At 72.3% G+C, this 17,523-nt stretch carries 17 protein-coding genes; 12 read left to right on the top strand and 5 right to left on the bottom strand.

The genetic code is table 11. The annotated features are described in order from the left end of the window. Nucleotides 1-38: 38 nt before the first annotated feature. A complete protein-coding gene (locus JNO54_RS09590) occupies nucleotides 39-425 on the top strand; it encodes an FKBP-type peptidyl-prolyl cis-trans isomerase (RefSeq protein ID WP_204143697.1) in 387 nt (128 codons plus the stop codon). Nucleotides 426-438: 13 nt separating this feature from the next. Here the strand turns inward: JNO54_RS09590 and JNO54_RS09585 are convergent, their stop codons facing one another. After that, nucleotides 439-1,551 (bottom strand): DUF3866 family protein, encoded by a 1,113-nt coding sequence (locus tag JNO54_RS09585; RefSeq protein WP_204143696.1) that lies wholly within the window; start codon nucleotides 1,549-1,551, stop codon nucleotides 439-441. Between the two features lie 34 nt (nucleotides 1,552-1,585). Between JNO54_RS09585 and JNO54_RS09580 the strand changes: the two genes are divergently transcribed. Genes JNO54_RS09580 through JNO54_RS09555 form a run of 6 tightly spaced genes read left to right on the top strand, consistent with a single transcriptional unit; the run spans nucleotide 1,586 to nucleotide 8,422 of the window. Further along, nucleotides 1,586-2,587, top strand: coding sequence for a helix-turn-helix transcriptional regulator (locus JNO54_RS09580; RefSeq protein WP_204143695.1), 1,002 nt, complete (start codon nucleotides 1,586-1,588; stop codon nucleotides 2,585-2,587). Further along, entirely contained in the window at nucleotides 2,584-3,546 is a 963-nt protein-coding gene (locus JNO54_RS09575) for a helix-turn-helix transcriptional regulator (protein WP_204143694.1), read from the top strand. The genes JNO54_RS09580 and JNO54_RS09575 overlap by 4 nt, the downstream gene beginning before the upstream one ends. A 55-nt stretch (nucleotides 3,547-3,601) precedes the next feature. Further along, nucleotides 3,602-3,904: a Sec-independent protein translocase subunit TatA gene (tatA, locus tag JNO54_RS09570; RefSeq protein ID WP_204143693.1), complete on the top strand. Its 303-nt coding sequence runs from the start codon at nucleotides 3,602-3,604 to the stop codon at nucleotides 3,902-3,904. 31 nt (nucleotides 3,905-3,935) lie between these two features. Continuing rightward, on the top strand, nucleotides 3,936-4,757 hold the full coding sequence (gene tatC / locus JNO54_RS09565; RefSeq protein ID WP_307818152.1) for a twin-arginine translocase subunit TatC: 822 nt from the start codon (nucleotides 3,936-3,938) through the stop codon (nucleotides 4,755-4,757). Nucleotides 4,758-4,771: 14 nt separating this feature from the next. Continuing rightward, a complete protein-coding gene (locus tag JNO54_RS09560; protein ID WP_204143692.1) occupies nucleotides 4,772-5,665 on the top strand; it encodes a diacylglycerol kinase in 894 nt (297 codons plus the stop codon). Between the two features lie 27 nt (nucleotides 5,666-5,692). Further along, nucleotides 5,693-8,422, top strand: a complete 2,730-nt coding sequence (locus JNO54_RS09555; RefSeq protein WP_204143691.1) for a DEAD/DEAH box helicase — start codon at nucleotides 5,693-5,695, stop codon at nucleotides 8,420-8,422. 8 nt (nucleotides 8,423-8,430) lie between these two features. On the opposite strand, the gene JNO54_RS09550 is transcribed toward JNO54_RS09555, so the two are convergent. Then, nucleotides 8,431-9,369: a 5'-3' exonuclease gene (locus JNO54_RS09550; RefSeq protein WP_204143690.1), complete on the bottom strand. Its 939-nt coding sequence runs from the start codon at nucleotides 9,367-9,369 to the stop codon at nucleotides 8,431-8,433. A gap of 54 nt (nucleotides 9,370-9,423) precedes the next feature. On the opposite strand from JNO54_RS09550, the gene JNO54_RS09545 reads away from it, so the two are divergent. From JNO54_RS09545 to JNO54_RS09530, 4 genes are read left to right on the top strand one after another with little or no spacing between them, the layout of a single operon-like run. Next, a complete protein-coding gene (locus JNO54_RS09545) occupies nucleotides 9,424-9,849 on the top strand; it encodes an Lrp/AsnC family transcriptional regulator (RefSeq protein ID WP_204143689.1) in 426 nt (141 codons plus the stop codon). Nucleotides 9,850-9,881: 32 nt separating this feature from the next. After that, nucleotides 9,882-11,468 (top strand): apolipoprotein N-acyltransferase, encoded by a 1,587-nt coding sequence (gene lnt, locus JNO54_RS09540; protein ID WP_307818151.1) that lies wholly within the window; start codon nucleotides 9,882-9,884, stop codon nucleotides 11,466-11,468. Beyond that, nucleotides 11,461-12,243, top strand: coding sequence for a polyprenol monophosphomannose synthase (locus tag JNO54_RS09535; RefSeq protein WP_204143688.1), 783 nt, complete (start codon nucleotides 11,461-11,463; stop codon nucleotides 12,241-12,243). Before lnt ends, JNO54_RS09535 begins: the two co-directional genes overlap by 8 nt. Then, nucleotides 12,240-12,755 carry an FxsA family protein gene (locus JNO54_RS09530; protein ID WP_307818150.1) on the top strand — a complete coding sequence of 172 codons (516 nt, stop codon included), beginning with the start codon at nucleotides 12,240-12,242 and terminating at the stop codon, nucleotides 12,753-12,755. The genes JNO54_RS09535 and JNO54_RS09530 overlap by 4 nt, the downstream gene beginning before the upstream one ends. Before the next feature lie 72 nt (nucleotides 12,756-12,827). On the opposite strand, the gene JNO54_RS09525 is transcribed toward JNO54_RS09530, so the two are convergent. Beyond that, on the bottom strand, nucleotides 12,828-13,184 hold the full coding sequence (locus JNO54_RS09525) for an RNA polymerase-binding protein RbpA (protein ID WP_204143687.1): 357 nt from the start codon (nucleotides 13,182-13,184) through the stop codon (nucleotides 12,828-12,830). A gap of 252 nt (nucleotides 13,185-13,436) precedes the next feature. Here JNO54_RS09525 and JNO54_RS09520 point away from each other — a divergent pair, with 252 nt between their 5' ends. Beyond that, nucleotides 13,437-14,828: an MFS transporter gene (locus JNO54_RS09520; RefSeq protein ID WP_307818149.1), complete on the top strand. Its 1,392-nt coding sequence runs from the start codon at nucleotides 13,437-13,439 to the stop codon at nucleotides 14,826-14,828. 21 nt (nucleotides 14,829-14,849) lie between these two features. On the opposite strand, the gene JNO54_RS14545 is transcribed toward JNO54_RS09520, so the two are convergent. Beyond that, on the bottom strand, nucleotides 14,850-16,178 hold the full coding sequence (locus tag JNO54_RS14545; protein WP_233703222.1) for a M15 family metallopeptidase: 1,329 nt from the start codon (nucleotides 16,176-16,178) through the stop codon (nucleotides 14,850-14,852). Between the two features lie 56 nt (nucleotides 16,179-16,234). Beyond that, the gene (locus tag JNO54_RS09510; RefSeq protein ID WP_204143686.1) at nucleotides 16,235-17,395 is read right to left on the bottom strand and encodes a methyltransferase domain-containing protein; all 1,161 of its coding nucleotides are present in this window, start codon (nucleotides 17,393-17,395) and stop codon (nucleotides 16,235-16,237) included. Between the last annotated feature and the right edge of the window lie 128 nt (nucleotides 17,396-17,523).

The following is a 17,523-nucleotide window of genomic DNA, read 5'->3' as shown; positions in this document are numbered from 1 at the left end:
ACAGCACACCCACCCCACCCGAACCCCAAGGAGCACCGATGCCGTTCGACCCCAGCACCACCAAGCCCGAGATCGAGTTCCCCGGCGACACCCCGCCCACCGAGCTCGTCGTCGAGGACATCACCGTCGGTGACGGCGCCGAGGCCACGCCCGGCGACCCGATCCAGGCGCACTACGTCGGTGTCGCGCACAGCACGGGCGAGGAGTTCGACGCCTCGTGGAACCGTGGCGCCCCGCTCGCCTTCACCGTCGGCGTCGGCCAGGTCATCCAGGGCTGGGACCAGGGTCTGCTCGGCATGAAGGAGGGTGGTCGTCGCAAGATCACCATCCCGCCGCACCTCGGCTACGGCGACCGGGGCGCCGGCGCGGCGATCAAGGGTGGCGAGACCCTGATCTTCGTCGTCGACCTCGTCAAGGTCGGCTGACCGACCTCAGCGATCACTGCAGCAGCCGGGCGGCGTACCGCCCGGCTGCTGCTGTCGTGAGGAAGGCGGCCGGGTCGTCGTCGAGGCCCCGGCCCATGGTGCGCAGGGGGACCGGGCAGGCCCGCAGGGCCTCCTCCAGCCCCGTCGCGAGGACCGAGACGGGTCGCAGGTCCCCGGCAGCCCGGGCGCACAGGTCCTCGACGGCCGCCCGGAGCCCGGGGGAGAGGGCCTCGTCGTCGGCGAAGGGGAGGTCGGCCGCCCCGAGGACGACCCGACCGAGCGCGGTCCCGGCGTGGTGGGAGAGGCCGCGGTGGCGCTCTCGCGGGTCTGCGCCGGAGACGCGCAGCGCGGCGATCCCGCGACCGCCGAGGGTGTGGACGGCGTTGAGCGACTCGCCCTGGCTGATCCCGGAGTAACCCCACGTCGTCGCCGACCCGGCGTTGCCCGGGCCCTGGGCGACGACGATGACGTCCGCGCCGAGGACGTAACGGGCCGCCAGCAGGCCGGAGTGCAGGGTGATCGCCTCGTGCTCGCCGCCGTAGGCCTGGCCGACGGTCACCGTGCTCGCGAGCATGCCCCGTGCACGCATCTGCGCCACTCGTCGGGAGAAGGCGAGCGGGAGCGCACCCGTGTCCGTCATGACGTAGACGACGCGCGCGCCGGGACGCTCGAGGTGGAGCCCGGCGACGACGGCGGGCAACGCCGAGTGCAGCTCGGCGACGACGACCGGCATCCCGTCGAGGTCGCCGGCGACCACCTCGGCCCGGGTCCGGAGGGCGTCGTGCGCCGCCGACTCCTGCTCCTCGAGGGCGAGGACCATCGTCTGCAGCGGCGTGTACCTCGCCTTGACGATGTGCCCCGCGGGCTGGGCGCCCGTCTCGTCGGCCGGGTCCGGCGGCAGCCGGTCGGGGAGCGCGACGACGAGGGCATGGCCGCCCGTGCCCAGGCTCTTGAGCAGCGCCGAGACGTTGAGCACGACGGTGTCCCCGACCTCGGGGGACCCGACCTCGGGGCTGTAGGCCAGCGCGGGGACGCTCGACCCGTCCTCGAGGGCCACCTCGCAGGTGATCACCTCGCCCCAACCGCCGGTGAGCGCCGAGACCTCGCCACGTCGCCAATGGATCATGGCTGGAGGCTAACGGTCGGGTAGGTTCGCGGGCATGGCCGCACCGAACACGCCGAGGGCCAAGACCGAGCGCCTGATGAACCTCACGATGTGCCTGCTCTCGACCCGGCGAGCGTTGCCCAAGGCGAGGATCCGTCGCATGGTCGAGGCCTACCAGGGTGTCGAGTCCGACGAGGCCTTCGACCGGATGTTCGAGCGGGACAAGGACGAGCTCCGCGGGCTCGGCATCCCGCTCGTGACGGAGAACATCGGCGGAGCCTTCGAGGACGAGCCCGGCTACCGGATCGACCAGCGTGACTACGCCCTGCCCCAGATCGAGCTGACGGGCGACGAGCTGGCCGTCGTCGGCCTCGCGACCCGGATGTGGTCGCACGCCGCGATGGCACCGAGCGCGGCGACCGCGTGGCGCAAGATCGCGGCGGAGAGCACCGAGGACGACGGGGGCACCGACCCCTTCGTCGGGATCGAGCCGAGCCTCGGAGGCAGCGAGCCCGCCTTCGCACCCCTGCAGGAGGCCGCGACGAGGGGCCGCTCGGTCCGCTTCGGCTACCTCGGGGCGGGCTCCGGCGAGGCCGCCGAGCGGCACGTCGACCCCTGGGCCCTCACGTCGTGGCGCGGGCGGTGGTACCTCGCCGGGCACGACCACGACCGGGACGCGCCCCGGGTCTTCCGCCTCTCGCGTGTCGTCTCCGACGTCCGCGACGCCGGGGCGGTCGAGGTGCCCCGCCCCGACGACTACGACGCCAGGAAGGCCGTCGCCGACCTCGCGCGGACCGACCAGGAGTCGGGGACCGCCACGCTCCGGGTCCGGACGGGCGCCGGTCACTCGCTCCGCTCGCGGGCCACGACAGTCGGGCCGGCTGCGACGGACGACGGGTGGGACGAGCTGAGGCTGCCCTTCGGCTCGGTCCGCGCGCTGGCCGACGAGCTGGCCTCCTACGGCCCCGACGTCGTCGTCGCCGACCCGCCGGAGCTGGTCGCCGAGGTCCGCGGGCGACTCGAGGGTGTCCTCGCCAGCCTGGAGGTGGCCGGATGAGCCCCCGGACGCCGGCCGAGCCGGCGACGAGCCGGGTGTCGCGCCTGCTCACCATGGTCCCGTGGCTCGTCTCCCGGCAGGGCATCTCGATCGCCGAGGCCGCCGCGGGGCTCGGCGTCAGCGAGAGGCAGCTGCGGGACGACCTCGACCTCCTCTTCCTCGTCGGCTACGGGCCGATGACCGACGAGCTCATCGAGGTGAGCTACGAGGAGGACCGGGTCTACATCTCCAACGCCGACGCGATCCGTCGCCCTCTGCGCCTCACCGTCGCCGAGGCGGTCACCCTGATCACCGGCCTGCGGGCCCTCCAGGCCGCCGGCGTCGCGCCCTCGGACGCCGTCGGTCGCGCCCTGGACAAGGTCGAGGGCGCCGCGGCCTCGCTGCCCGGTCTCGAGGCCGTGGCGGTCGCCGAGGAGGACGGTGCCGGTCTCGAGACGCGGCGCGTCGTCACCGATGCGCTGCGCCGCCGGCGACGCCTGCGCCTGGCCTACCTCGTGCCGTCGAGGGACGAGCGCACGGAGCGCGAGGTCGACCCCATGCGGGTCGTCTCGCAGGACGGCCAGTGGTACCTCGAGGGCTGGTGCCACGTCGCACGCGACACCCGCCTCTTCCGGCTCGACCGCATCGAGCGGGTCGAGGTGCTCGACGACGACGGCACCCCGCCGCCCGAGGCCGAGCAGCGCGACCTCAGCCAGGGTGCCTACGCGGGCCGCGAGAGCGACCCGGTCGTCACGCTCCGGCTGCGCCCCGGGGCCCGCTGGGTCGCCGAGTACTTCCCCGTCCTCGGGCGCGAGGAGGCCGGGGCGGACCTCCGGGTGCGGCTCACCGCCCGGGACGACGCCTGGCTCGCCCGGCTCGTGCTGCGCTGCGGCGGCGACGCGGTCGTCGAGGGCCCCCAGAGTGCCGTCGACGCCGTCCGGTCCCGGGCCCAGCAAGCGCTCAGCGGCTACCAGGGCTGATGCGTACACTGACGACGAAGGTCATCCGATACACCCGCGTACCGAAAGGCACCCCATGCCTCAGTGGCTTGGCCCTGGCGAGCTCCTCGTCGTGCTCCTCATCGTCTTCCTGCTCTTCGGGTTCAAGAAGCTGCCCGACGCCGCCCGCAGCCTCGGCAAGTCCGCGCGCGTCTTCAAGTCCGAGGTCAACGAGATGAAGGAGGAGGACCGTGCCCGCGAGGAGGCCAAGCGCGCCCGTGGTACCGGCACGTCCCCCGTCCGCGACGACGTGCGGGACGACCTCTCTGCCCGGGACGGCGACGCCGTGATCGACGAGGCCAAGCCGCGCACGGACAACCAGTCCGGCCCGGTCGCCTGACGCCGACCCCTTCGCCCCACCGACGACCCACGTGGCCATCCGCCGACGCACGCCCAAGGATCCCGAGGGGCGCATGCCCCTCATGGAGCACCTTCGGGAGCTCAAGCGGCGGATCACCGTCTCGGCCCTGGCCGTCCTCGTCGGCACCGTCGTCGGCTGGATCTACTACGACGACGTCTACCGTCATCTGTCGCAACCCTTCCGCGACTACAAGATGCAGAACCCTGAGAGCATCGTCGCGCTGAACTTCGGCAACCCGACGGCCGCCTTCAGCCAGCAGATCTCGATCTCGATCTTCGCCGGGCTGCTGCTCTCCAGCCCGATCTGGCTCTACCAGATCTGGGCCTTCATCATGCCGGGCCTGACCAGGCGCGAGAAGAAGATCTCGATGGCCTTCTTCGCCGCCACCATCCCCCTCTTCGCCGCCGGCAGCTGGTTCGGGTACATCACCCTGCCGAAGGCACTGGCCATCCTCTACAGCTTCACGCCGGACGAGGACACGAGCAGCAACATCCAGCAGACGACGGACTACTTCACCTTCGTCATGCGCTTCATCTTCGCCTTCGGAGCCGCCTGGCTGCTCCCCGTGGTCCTTGTCGCGCTGAGCGCGCTGGGTGTCGTCACCGGCCGCCAGCTGCTCAGGGGCTGGCGCCCGGCGGTCCTGCTGATCTTCATCGCCTCGGCGATGATCACCCCGACCCCCGACCCGGTGACGATGTTCCTCCTCGCCGGGCCGCTCGTGCTCCTCTACTTCGGGGCCGTCGGCATCGCGATGCTCATCGGCCGCAAGCGTCAGGAGGCGCGACCCGACTGGCTCGACACGCCCGAGGACCAGGCCTCCGTCCTCGACTGACCCAAGGAGCCCGGGTGCACCGTCGCATCGGCCTGCTCGTCAACCCCACCGCCGGCAAGAACGCCGGGGCCCGCGTGGGGACGGTCGTGGCCGACCTCCTCGAGGCCGGGGGAGCGGAGGTCGTCGACCTCACCGGGCTCGACGCGACCCGGGCCGAGGCGAAGGCCCGTCGTGCGGTCGCCGAGGGTGCCATCGATGCTCTCGTCGTCGCGGGCGGGGACGGCGCCGTCCACCTCGGGGTGAACATCTGCGCCCAGACCGACGTGCCGCTCGGGATCGTCGCGGTCGGGACCGGCAACGACAACGCCCGAGAGGTCGGCCTGCCCGTCAAGGACGTCGAGACCGCCGCCGAGCGGATTCTCCACGGGCAGCCGCGCCCCTTCGACCTCGGCAGGGTCCGGTCGGTCGACGGGACGCAGGAGCGGTGGTTCCTCGGTGTCCTGTGCGGCGGCTTCGACGCCGTCGTCAACGAGCGAGCCAACCAGATGCGCTGGCCCCGTGGACCGGCGCGCTACAACATCGCGATCGCCCGCGAGCTGCCCGTCTTCGCCCCGATCCCGTACACGCTGACCCTCGACGGCGAGGAGGTCGAGGCCCGCGCCATGCTGACGTGCGTCGGCAACGGGCGGGCCTACGGCGGGGGCATGAAGGTCACCCCCGACGCCGACATGACCGACGGGCTGCTCGACGTCCTCGTCGTCGACGAGATCGGGGTCCCCGAGTTCCTCCGCGTCTTCCCCAAGGTCTTCAAGGGCGCCCACACGAGCCACCCGAGGGTGAGCGTGCGCCGCGCCCGCACCGTGCGGCTCGACGCGGCCGGCATCGTCGCCTACGCCGACGGCGAACGCCTCTTCCCGCTCCCGCTCGACGTCGAGGTCGTCCCCAGGGCCGTCCAGATCCTCCTGTGAGGCGCCCCCGCGGTTAGCCTGGCGCTCATGTCAGCAGCCGTGGAGGACTTCGCCGCCGGTCTCGTCTTCCCGCTCGACGACTTCCAGGAGCAGGGCTGCGAGGCCATCGCCGCCGGCCACGGCGTCCTCGTCGCGGCACCGACCGGCGCCGGCAAGACAGTGGTCGGGGAGTTCGCCGTCCACCTCGCGCTCCAGCGGGGGCAGAAGGCCTTCTACACCACCCCGATCAAGGCGCTGTCGAACCAGAAGTACCACGAGCTCGCCGCCCGCTACGGGCACGACAAGGTCGGGCTGCTCACCGGTGACAGCTCGATCAACGGCGAGGCGCCCGTCGTCGTCATGACGACCGAGGTCCTGCGCAACATGATCTATGCGGGCAGCAGCACCCTCGAGCAGCTCGGCTTCGTCGTCATGGACGAGGTGCACTACCTCGCCGACCGCTTCCGCGGGGCGGTGTGGGAAGAGGTGATCATCCACCTGCCCCCGTCCGTGCAGCTCGTCTCGCTCTCGGCGACCGTGAGCAACGCCGAGGAGTTCGGCGCCTGGCTCGCCGAGGTCCGGGGCGGCAACGAGATCGTCGTCTCCGAGACGCGGCCGGTGCCGCTGTGGCAGCACATGCAGGTCGGTCAGGAGATCTACGACCTCTTCGTCGACGGGGCGACCCCCGACGCGCTCCAGGACCGGGTGCGCGTCAACCCGCACCTCATGGACGCGGTCCGGCGCCAGGTGCGCTCGACCGCGGAGGTAGCCGGCCAGGGTCGGGGTCGTGGGGGACCGCGCGACCGTCGGGGCGGCGGGCGAAGGGGTGGCACCGAGCGTTTCGGCGGGGGAGCCTCGCGCACCCAGGTCATCACCCAGCTCGACCGTGAGGGTCTGCTGCCCGCGATCACCTTCATCTTCAGCCGGGTCGGCTGCGAGGGGGCCGTCGGCCAGCTGCTCGGCAACGACGTGCGGCTCATCAGCGCGGCGGAGGGGGAGCGCAACCGCCGCACCCTCGAGGAGCGCTCGATGATCCTCGAGGGCGAGGACCTCACGGTCCTCGGCTACCACCAGCTCCTCGCCGGGCTCGAGCGCGGCTACGCGCCGCACCACGCGGGGATGCTCCCGATCTTCCGCGAGGTCGTCGAGGAGCTCTTCACCGCGGGCCGGCTCAAGGCGGTCTTCGCGACCGAGACGCTCGCGCTGGGCATCAACATGCCGGCGCGCACGGTGGTCCTCGAGAAGCTCGTGAAGTTCAACGGTGAGGCCCACGTCGAGGTGACCCCGGCGGAGTACACGCAGCTCACCGGGCGGGCCGGCCGTCGCGGCATCGACATCGAGGGTCACGCCGTCGTCGTGTGGTCCCGGGGGATGGACCCCCTCTCCGTCGCGGGGCTGGCCTCGACCCGGACCTACCCGCTGCGCAGCTCCTTCGCGCCGACCTACAACATGGCGGTCAACCTCGTCGCGACCGTCGGGCGCACCACGGCACGGGAGATCCTCGAGAGCTCCTTCGCCCAGTTCCAGGCGGACCGCGCCGTGGTGGGCCTGGCGCAGAAGGTGCGCTCGATGCAGGAGTCCCTCGACGGCTACGCCGAGGCGATGCACTGCGAGCAGGGGGACTTCCGCGAGTACGCCGAGATCCGGCACAAGATCAGCGAGCTGGAGAAGAAGGGGCGCAAGCAGCGCTCGGCCGCGCGTCGCGCCCAGACCGCGGTCTCGCTCGACGAGCTCGAGCTCGGAGACATCGTGCGGATCGGCGGGCGCCGCAGCGGGCTCGCCGTCGTCGTCCAGCCCGCGAAGAACTACAAGGGGCAGACGAGCGAGCCGGTGGTCCTCACCGAGCACAAGCAGGTGCGCCGGCTCAGCCCCGGCGACCTCGACGGGCCGCTCACCCCCTTCGGCCGGCTCGAGGTCCCGCGCTCCTTCAACCCGCGCTCGGCCAAGCACCGGACCGACCTCGCGACCACCCTGCGCATCAAGGCGCCCCACGAGGGTGCCCCGTCGATCCGCGAGGAGGCGAAGGAGGCCGCGGCCGGCGACGACGGCCGTATCGCACAGCTGCGCGACCAGCTCAAGGCGCACCCCTGCCACACCTGCCCGGACCGCGAGGAGCACGCGCGCTGGTCCGAGCGGTGGTGGCGCCTCAAGCGCGAGCAGACCCAGCTCCAGCGCACCGTGGACTCGCGCACCGGGTCGGTCGCCGCCCGCTTCGACCGGATCGTCGCCGTCCTGCTCGACCTCGGCTACCTCGCCGACGACGGCGACACCATCACCGACGAGGGCTCCCGGCTGCGCCGGCTCTACTCCGACAAGGACCTGCTCGCCGCCGAGTGCCTGCGCGCGGGCACGTGGAAGCGGCTCACCCCCGCCGAGCTCGCCGCCGTCGTCTCGATGCTCGTCTACGAGCCTCGCCGTGACGAGGCCGACGTCATGCCCCGCATCCCGACCGACGAGGTCGCGCTGGCATGGGAGGGCATGCAGGAGCGGTGGCGCGAGATCGAGGCACGCGAGGAGCGCGCCGGGCTCGACCCGACGGGCTACCCCGACGCCGGGATCGCCTGGGCGGTCCACCGATGGGCCAGCGGCCGCCGGCTCGACGAGGTCCTCGACGGGACCGAGATGACGGCGGGCGACTTCGTCCGGCGGTGCAAGCAGATCGTCGACCTGCTCGACCAGGTGGCCAAGGCCTCCGGCGAGGAGCGCATGCGCACGACAGCACGCAAGGCCATCGAGGGCGTCATGCGCGGCGTCGTAGCGGCCGACCGGATCGACTGAGCCGTGCCTCAGTCCTGCGGGTAGAGCGCAGCCGCGGCCCGGCCGAGCGGGCCGGCGATGGCGTGGTCGAGCGCGAGCCGGCTCATGCCGGCCGGGTCCGGCAGCTCGTCGCCGATCGTCAGGTCGACGTGGGTCACCGGCACGTCGCGCGCGACCCGGACGACGAGCGGCGCCGCGTCGAGGTAGGCCGAGCCGGCCTCGAGCCGGGTGCGCTGGGCCCCCTTGATCGCCGGGTCGCCCGAGTCGACGGCAGCGCGGATCCCCTCGAGGGAGCCATAGGTGGCGATGAGCTTGGCCGCCGTCTTCTCGCCGACCCCGGCAACCCCGGGCAGGCCGTCGCTCGTGTCCCCGCGCAGGACCGCCATGTCAGCGTACGCGTCGCCGGTCCCCACGCCGTACTTCCCCATGAGGAAGGCCTGGTCGACGACGTCGGGGTCCCGCACGCCACCCCGGGCCGTGTAGAGCACCCGGGTCTGCGAGGCGTCGTCGACGAGCTGGAAGAGGTCACGGTCACCGGTGACGATGTCGACCGGCATCCGCCCGCGGTAGTGGTAGGCCAAGGTCCCGATGACGTCGTCGGCCTCGTAGGTGGCCGCGCCCGCACGCGGGACGCCGAGGACCTCGAGGCACTGCGCGATGACCGGCACCTGGGGGCTCAGGGCCTCGGGCACCTCCTCGCCCTCGGCGGGGTCCTCCGCCATCCGGTGCGCCTTGTACGTCGGGATGGCGTCGACCCGCCACTGGGGCCGCCAGTCGTCGTCCCAGCAGGCGGCGATGTGGGTGGGGGAGCAGCGGCCGACCAGCGTGGCGACCATGTCGATGAAGCCCGCGACCGCGTTCGTCGGGATCCCGGACGGCGCCGGGTCACGCTCAGGCACGCCGTAGAACGCCCGGAAGTACAGGCTGGCGGAGTCCAGGAGGAGCAGGCGGGGCGCGCGGGAGGACATGACGCGCAGCCTATTGGGCCGGTGCGACGCGGCGCCGTCACCTATGGTCGGCCCATGGAAGAGCCGGACCGCCGCATCGTCGAGCTGCTCGTCGCCAACGGACGGATGAGCTACACCGACCTCGGCAAGGCGATCGGCATGTCCACCTCGGCCGTGCATCAGCGCGTGCGACGACTCGAGGAGCGCGGCGTCATCCAGGGCTTCACCACCCGGGTCGACCACGCGGCGCTCGGCCGCCCCCTCACCGCCTTCATCGCCGTCGAGCCGCTCGACCACCGCGCCCCCGACGACATCCCGGAGCGGCTGCGCGACGTCGAGGAGGTCGTCTCCTGCTACTCCGTCGCCGGGGACGCGAACTACCTGCTCACGGTCCGGGTCGGCACGCCCCAGGACCTCGAGGACCTCATCGCCACGGTCCGCTCCCGCGCCGGGGTCTCCACCCGCACGACCGTCGTCCTCTCCACGCCCTGGGAGGCGTGAGAGGCACCCAGCGGCGCGGGTTAGGGTCAGGCGTGCCCCAGCCCGCCCCCTTCGCCCCGCCCGCCTGGGTGCGCGCTGCGCTGGCCGTCGCCGGCGGGCTGCTCGTGTGGCTCTCCTTCCCCGACCACGACCTCCACCTCGCCGCGATCCCCGGGATGGCCCTCGTCGGGCTCGCGCTCTGGGACGTGCGGGCCCGGACCGGTGCCCTGCTCGGCCTGCTCGCCGGCTGGGCGATGTTCCTGCCCACGCTGCACTGGTCCGGGGTCTTCGTCGGCGACCTGCCGTGGATCGCGCTCTCGACGCTCGAGGCCCTCTACGTCGCCGCCTTCGGTGCCGTCATGGGGTGGGTGCAGCGGCCCCTGGTGCGACGCGGCGCCCCCGTCCTGGCGGTCCTCGCGCTGCCCGTGGGATGGGTCGTCCAGGAGCTGCTGCGGGGCACGACACCCTTCGGCGGCTTCCCCTGGGCGCGGCTCGCCTTCGGCCAGGCCGACTCGCCGCTCGCCCGGCTGGCCTACCTCGGGGGCGCCCCGCTCGTGAGCCTCGCCGTCACGCTGCTCGCGGTCCCGATCATCCTCGTCGTCGTGCGCAGCCCGCGCGCGGCCCTCGCCTCGGCCGGGATGGCCGCGCTCCTCGTCGGCGCAACCCTGGTCGTCCCCGTGCCCACGGAGGCGCCGGAGGACTCCGTCCCCGCCCGGCTCGCGCTCATCCAGGGCAACGTCCCGCGCGCCGGTCTCGACTTCAACGCCGAGCGGCGCAAGGTGCTCGACAACCACGTCGTCGGCACCGAGGCGGTCGCGGGAGAGGACCTCGACCTCGTCGTCTGGCCGGAGAACTCCAGCGACATCGACCCTCTCCGCAACCTCGACGCGGGCGCCCAGGTCCGCCGGGCCGTCGACGCCGTCGGTGTCCCGGTCGTCGTCGGCGCGATCCTCGACGAGCCGAGCCCCGAGGTGAGCAACGCCAGCCTGCTCTACGAGCCGGGGCAGGACGAGCCCACGGCGCGCTACGTCAAGCAGCACCCCGTCCCCTTCGCCGAGTACGTCCCGTACCGCGACTTCTTCCGGATCTTCTCCGACAAGGTCGACCTCGTCCGGGTGGGCTTCGCGAAGGGGCCCGCCCCCGCCTCCTTCGACGTCACCGGGGCCGCCGGCCCCTTCGCCGTCGTGCCGACGATCTGCTTCGAGGTGGCCTACGACGGGCTGATGCGCGAGGCCGTCCACCACGCCGAGGACAGCGGCAGCCCGAGCATCCTGCTCGTCCAGACCAACAACGCGACCTTCGGATACACCGACGAGTCGACCCAGCAGCTCGCGATCTCCCGGATCCGCGCCATCGAGCACGGGCGCCCCGTCGCCCACGTCTCGACGGTCGGGGTCTCGGCCGTCATCGCGCCGGACGGCAGCGTGTCGCAGCCGACCGAGCTCTTCACCGCCGCCCAGATCGTCGAGACCCTCGACGCCCGGGCGGGCCTGACTCCCTCAGACCGGCTCGGCCCGTGGGTGGAGTGGGTGAGCGGGATCGCGCTCCTCGCCCTCGTGGCGGTGGGGCGAAGGGGGTCCCGCCGGGCTAGGGTCGTTCCCTCACCGACCACCGAGCTGGAGACCTCTGCCCGTGCCTGAGACCGCCGCACGCCCGCCGATCGAGCGGGTCGCCGTCCTCATCCCGACGTACAACGAGCGGGAGAACCTCCCGCGCATCGTGGCGCGGGTCCGCGAGAGCGTCCCCGAGGCGGACGTCGTCGTGCTCGACGACAACAGCCCGGACGGCACCGGGGAGGTCGCCGACGAGCTGGCCGCCGCCGACCCGCAGGTCAGCGTGATCCACCGTCAGGGCAAGGAGGGTCTCGGCGCCGCGTACCTCGCCGGCTTCCGCTGGGCCCTCGACGCGGGCTATGAGGCCGTCGTCGAGATGGACGCCGACGGCTCGCACCGGCCCGAGGACCTGCCCGCGATGCTCGCGGCAGCGCAGGACGCCGACCTCGTCATCGGCTCCCGCTACGTCCGGGGCGGCGAGATCGTCAACTGGCCGCTCTCGCGCAAGGCGATCTCGATGGGCGGCAACCTCTACATCCGCGCGATCCTCGGCATGCCGGTCAACGACGCCACGGCCGGCTACCGCGTCTACCGCACCGACACCCTGCGCCAGATCGGCCTCGACGAGGTCGAGAGCGCCGGCTACGTCTTCCAGACCGACCTCACCGTGCGCACCGTCCGCGCCGGCCTGCGCGTCGTCGAGGTCCCGATCACCTTCGTCGAGCGCGAGATCGGTGAGTCGAAGATGAACGGCGACGTCGTCAAGGAGTCGATGCGCCGGATCACCGGGTGGGGCGTCGCTCACCGCCGGCGGCAGGCCGAGCGGCTCCTTGGCCGCGAGCGGCGGTGGCACGCGCTGTGAGGCAGGTGCAGGGCGCCCCTGGACGTCGCCGCCGGCGGCGCCTCCCGTGGGTCCTGCTCGCGCTCGTCGCCCTCGTGGTCCTCGAGCTCGCGGTGATCATCGCGGTCGGCCGGCAGGTCGGCGTGCTGTGGACCCTGCTCGCGCTCGTGCTCATGTCAGTCCTCGGTCTGTGGCTGCTGCGCCGCGAGGGCGCGCGGGCCTGGCGGGCGCTGCGTGAGACGGCCCGCTCCGGCGAGATGCCCTCGCGGCAGATCGCCGACGGCATCCTCGTCCTCGTCGGCGGGGTGCTGCTCATGCTGCCCGGCTTCGTCACGGACGCGGTCGGCATCCTCCTCGTCCTGCCCGTCACCCGGCCGCTGGCCCGTCCCGTGCTCGAGGCCGCGATCGGTCGGCGGGTCTTCCACGACCTCGGCGTCGTCCACGTGACCCGGACCGGACCGCCCCCGCGGACGCCGGGCCCGCGGCGCACCCAGCGGCCCCCGGACGTCGTCGAGGGCGAGATCATCGAGTAGGCGAGCTCCCCCCTTCGCCCCAGACGACGAAAGCCGCCCGGAGGACCGGGCGGCTCTTCGCGTGCGGGAGGCTCAGGCGGTGCGCTTGCGCGTCTTCTCGCCGCGGGTCTCGCGGAGCAGCTGCAGCCGCTCCTCGAGGAGCTCCTCGAGCTCGGGGATGGAACGACGCTCGAGGAGCATGTCCCAGTGGGTACGGGCCGGCTTGGTCGGCTTGAGCTCCGGCTCCGGGCCGTCGATCAGCTTGCCGAGGAGACCGCAGCGGCACTCCCAGGTGCTCGGGATCTCGGCCTCGACGGAGAAGGGGAGCTCGGTGCGGTGACCCTCGTCGCAGACGTAGGTCGTGATCTGGCGCTCGCTGGGGACGACGTTGGCGGTCGTCTCCATGCTGAAGGACACCATCCGGGTGCCGCGAAGCGTGCGCTCTGCCATGTCGATACTCCTCGATCGTCTGGGTCGGTGCCTGTCCTGCCGTGGACATGGGCACCAGTGATGACAACGCTGGTAGGCGCTCTCTTGTTCCGACGCTCTGGCGGGTGCGATCTGCTGCGTCCGCGATGCAGGTCACATCGACAGTGATGCTCGGTGCGCTCCGCGGGGCCCGCGGCGTCGGCAAACCATCAGGTTAGCGGCAATGCACCGTGTCGCGCACATCGGCGGCGTCGCCGACGATACGGTCCCGGTGTGACGCACGAGAGCAACGCCGCCCCCGTCGACCTCCCGCTCGCGCCCGTCGGCTCGGCGCTGGAGCACGGACCGGCCGACACCAGCCGCAAGAAGGTCCTCTCGTGGGCGATGTGGGACTGGGGGAGCCAGCCGTACAACACGGTGATCATCACCTTCGTCTTCGCGGTGTACATCACGAGCTCGTCCTTCGGCGACACCAACGCCACCTCGACGGCCCTGGCGATCGCGACCGGTCTCTCCGGGCTCCTCGTCGCGGTGCTCGCACCGGTCCTCGGCCAGAACTCCGACCGCACCGGCCGGACGGTGCGCAACCTGCGCTGGCAGACCTGGCTCATGGCCCTGCTCGCTGCGGCCCTCTTCTTCGTCAAGCCCGAGCCGGAGTACCTCGTCCTCGGGCTCGTCCTGCTCGGGGTCGGCTCGATCATCTCCGAGATCGCCGGCGTGACGTACAACGCGACGATCGAGCAGGTGGCGACGCCGGCCAACGTCGGCCGCGTCTCGGGCTTCGGCTGGGGGATGGGCTACCTCGGCGGCATCGTCGTGCTGCTGCTGCTCAACTTCGCCTTCATCGCGCCGGCCAGCGCCGACGGGCCCGGTGCCGCGGGGCTCTTCGGCGTGACCGACGACGGCGGGATGCACATCCGCGTCTCGATGCTCGTGTGCGGCCTGTGGATCGCGCTCTTCACCATCCCGGCCTTCCTCGCGCTCAAGGACGCCCCGCGCGAGAAGGCTCCGCGTGTCGGGGTGGTCGACTCCTACCGGCTGCTCTTCGCCTCGATCAAGGCGCTGTGGGGCACCTCCCGGCACACCGTGTACTTCCTCATGGCCTCGGCGCTCTTCCGGGACGGGCTCGCGGGTGTCTTCGCCTTCGGTGCCGTGCTCGCCGCGGGGACCTTCGGCCTGAGCGCCGGCGAGGTGATCATCTTCGGGGCCGTCGCGAACATCGTCGCGGGGCTGAGCACCATGGCGATGGGGATGCTCGACGACCGGATCGGGCCGAAGCGCGTCATCATCATCAGCCTCGTCTTCCTCATGGTCGTCGGCATGCTGATCTTCGTCTTCCACGACGGCGGCAAGCCGGTCTTCTGGAGCCTCGGCCTCGTGATGACGGCCTTCGTCGGCCCGGCGCAGGCCGCGTCCCGCAGCTTCCTCGCGCGGCTCATCCCGGAGGGCAAGGCGGGCGAGATCTTCGGTCTCTACGCGACGACCGGTCGCGCGATCTCCTTCCTCAGCCCGCTGGCCTTCGCCGCCTTCATCGCCCTCGGCGCGGTGATCACCGGTGAGGAGAACACGCAGTACTGGGGCATCCTCGGCATCGCGCTCATCCTGCTCGCCGGCCTGCTCGTGCTCATCCCCGTGAAGGGCCACGAGGAGCAGCGGATCGGCTGACCCGGGCTGGGAGGGCCGGCGTCAGCCGGCGAACTCCCAGTGCCACGGCTCGGGCAGCGAGCCACCGGCCTGGGCCCAGGTCGGGTGGAACCAGCCGTAGAGCGGGGCGTTCTGCTGCATCCAGGCGTGCGCCGCGGTGCCGAAGCTGTTGATGCCGCCGCAGAGGTCGAGCGCCAGGCCGAGGCCGTGGTTGGAGGTTCCGGGAGCCGCGGCCCAGCCACCGCGCTGCTGCTTGACGATGACCTGCTCGGCGTACGAGCGGTAGCTGTCGGTGATGCAGATGGTCTGTCCGGTGTCGCGCGCGTAGGCCGTGGACATCGTGTTGAAGGCGGCGGCGGCCCGCGGCCGGAGGGCCTCGCCGGCACCACCGATGAGCGGGCACAGCGCGCCGGGGGGCAGCTGGCCGTTGGGGTAGGACGCCTCGTTGTCCGAGCACGGCCGCCCGCCCTCGAAGGAGCTGACGTCCTGGCCGGCCTTCTCCATCGCCTCCATGAGCGCGGACTGCGCCTGCTCGGCATCCGAGCCGGTGACGCCGAAGAGCGCCTGGACGAGCGGCCCGGCGGCCTGGAGCTCGTCGGTGTAGTCCTTGCGCAGCGTCTCCAGCTTGGCCTTGCGGTCCTTGATGACCGCATCGAGCTCCTTGCGCGCCGTGTCGGCCTTCGCCTTCTCCGCCGCGGCGCGCTCCTCGGCCTGCTCGGCCCTGCGGGCGAGCGCCGCCTGCTCCTCGGTCTCCTCACGGACGAGGTCGACGGTGTGGATGCGCTCGTCGGTGAGATAGGTGAGGTCACCGGCGGAGTCGCCGGCCTGGGCCGGCTGCTTCGTCATGATGTTGAGGAAGGCGAGCGTGTCGGAGTAGCCGCCGGCCTCGGTGAAGGTGCCGAAGGCCCAGTCCCTGAGGTCCTTGCGCCCCGCCGCGAGGCGGTTCTTCAGGGCCTCGGCGGCGCGGCGGGCCTCCTTCGCCTCCTCCTCGGCCTCGTCGTGCTTCTGCCTGGCCGTCGAGTACCGCTGGAGGAGGGTGTTGGCCCGCTCGGAGTGCTTCTGGAGCTCCTTGACGAGCGCCGAGATCTCCTGGTTGTTGGCCAGGATCCGCTCGGCGAGGGCGTTCGCCTCGTCGACCTGGGCCGCGACCTCCTCGGGGGAGAGGGACGCGTAGGGCTGGGCGGCCGGACCCGTGTAGACGAAGGGGTCGGTGCCCCCGGTCGGGGTGGGGTCGCCCGGGGAGGTGGGCTGGGCCGTGGCGCTGGCGCCGGGGTCGCTGGGGGAGGGGAGCGGCTCCGCAGCCGCGGTGGGCAGGAAGAGTGCTCCGGCGGCGGCCAGGGCCAGGGCGCCCTGCGCCCTGCGCAACAACATGGTCCCCACCTGGTGTGTCCTCTTGACAATCGACGAGCAGCCGGTCCGGCCATCGGTCACGATACGCCGTTCACGTCCATTCTTGAAGGGCTTGGCGGCTCTGCTCCGCGCTCGAGCAGCACGATAACCTCGTGGTGGTCGGTCTGCGGGAACATGTCGACGAGGCGCGCGCGCACCGGTCGCCACGACGACATCTGCTCGAGGTCGCGGGCGAGGGACTCGACGTTGCAGCTCGAGTAGATGATCCACCGGGCGTCACCGGCCTCGAGGGTCTCGGCGAGGGGGCCGATCCCGCGACGTGGCGGGTTGACGATCACGAGATCGGCCGTGGGGACCGCTCCGGACGCGTCGCCGACGGTGAACCTCACGTCGAGGTCAAGGTCTGCCGCCGCCTGGCGGGCGGCCACGACGGCCTCCTGCGCGATCTCGATGCCGTGGACCGGCATCCCCCTCGTCGACCCGGCGGCGGTCAGGGCGAAGCCCCCGACCCCGCAGTAGAGGTCGAGGACCGAGGCGGGTGCCACGTCACGGATCCAGCGCCCGGCGCTCTCGTAGAGGGCCTCGGCGGCACGTGTGCTCGTCTGGAAGAAGCTGTGGGGGCGGAGCCGGAGCGGCAGGCCGGCGACGTCCATGACGAGGTGGTCGTGCTCGGTGACCACCTCCTCGACGGCTCCCTCGATGACCGCCTTGTGCTCCGGCTGGAGGTTGACGCTGAGCACCCTCAGGCTCGGCAGGGCCGCCTGCAGGCGGGGCAGGTCGGACCGGAGCCGCTCGAGGTGACGGTCCGTGCGCAGGACGAGGCGGACCATGAGCTCGCCGCGCGGGTTGACCGTGACGAGGACGTGCTTGATCTCGCCGCGGCGGCGTGGGACGTCGTACGGCGGGACCTGGAGACGGTCCAGCCAGGCCTTGACCGGGGCGAAAGAGCGCGCCAGCTCGGGGGAGTAGAGGCCGCACGACCGGAGGTCGACCCCTCGCCCGTCGTCGTCAAGGATGCCCAGGGTGATGTCACCCGGGCGTCCGCCGACGACGAGCTTGGCCTTGTTGCGGAAGCCGTCCTCGGAGGAGGCGAAGGGAGTCTCCCAGGTGAGCTCCGGGGCGACCTCGGCGAGGCGCTGGGCGACATGGGCCTGCTTCGCGGCGAGCTGGTCGGCGTACGGGACGCCCATGAGGGTGCAGGAGCGGCACGCGCCGGCATCGAAGTAGTCGCACTGCACCGGGCCATCGTGCCACCCGGGATCCACAGGTGGGCGCCCTCGTCACGCGTCGCCCACAGGTGCGCCTCGTCGGGTACCGAGAGCACGACCGCCCGGGGATCGTCTGGCAGAACGACACGAGAGGGAGA

This window comes from Janibacter endophyticus, from assembly GCF_016888335.1.
GTDB classification, from domain to species: domain Bacteria; phylum Actinomycetota; class Actinomycetes; order Actinomycetales; family Dermatophilaceae; genus Marihabitans; species Marihabitans endophyticum.
This window is presented reverse-complemented; position numbering and strand designations above follow the sequence as displayed.

Bases quoted from the DNA above. Each gene is read 5' to 3' on its own strand.
- JNO54_RS09590 (WP_204143697.1), top strand. From the start codon at position 39: ATGCCGTTCGACCCCAGCACCACCAAGCCCGAGATCGAGTTCCCCGGC.
- JNO54_RS09585 (WP_204143696.1), bottom strand. From the start codon at position 1,551: ATGATCCATTGGCGACGTGGCGAGGTCTCGGCGCTCACCGGCGGTTGG.
- JNO54_RS09580 (WP_204143695.1), top strand. From the start codon at position 1,586: ATGGCCGCACCGAACACGCCGAGGGCCAAGACCGAGCGCCTGATGAAC.
- JNO54_RS09575 (WP_204143694.1), top strand. From the start codon at position 2,584: ATGAGCCCCCGGACGCCGGCCGAGCCGGCGACGAGCCGGGTGTCGCGC.
- tatA (WP_204143693.1), top strand. From the start codon at position 3,602: ATGCCTCAGTGGCTTGGCCCTGGCGAGCTCCTCGTCGTGCTCCTCATC.
- JNO54_RS09555 (WP_204143691.1), top strand. From the start codon at position 5,693: ATGTCAGCAGCCGTGGAGGACTTCGCCGCCGGTCTCGTCTTCCCGCTC.
- JNO54_RS09550 (WP_204143690.1), bottom strand. From the start codon at position 9,369: ATGTCCTCCCGCGCGCCCCGCCTGCTCCTCCTGGACTCCGCCAGCCTG.
- JNO54_RS09545 (WP_204143689.1), top strand. From the start codon at position 9,424: ATGGAAGAGCCGGACCGCCGCATCGTCGAGCTGCTCGTCGCCAACGGA.
- JNO54_RS09525 (WP_204143687.1), bottom strand. From the start codon at position 13,184: ATGGCAGAGCGCACGCTTCGCGGCACCCGGATGGTGTCCTTCAGCATG.
- JNO54_RS14545 (WP_233703222.1), bottom strand. From the start codon at position 16,178: ATGTTGTTGCGCAGGGCGCAGGGCGCCCTGGCCCTGGCCGCCGCCGGA.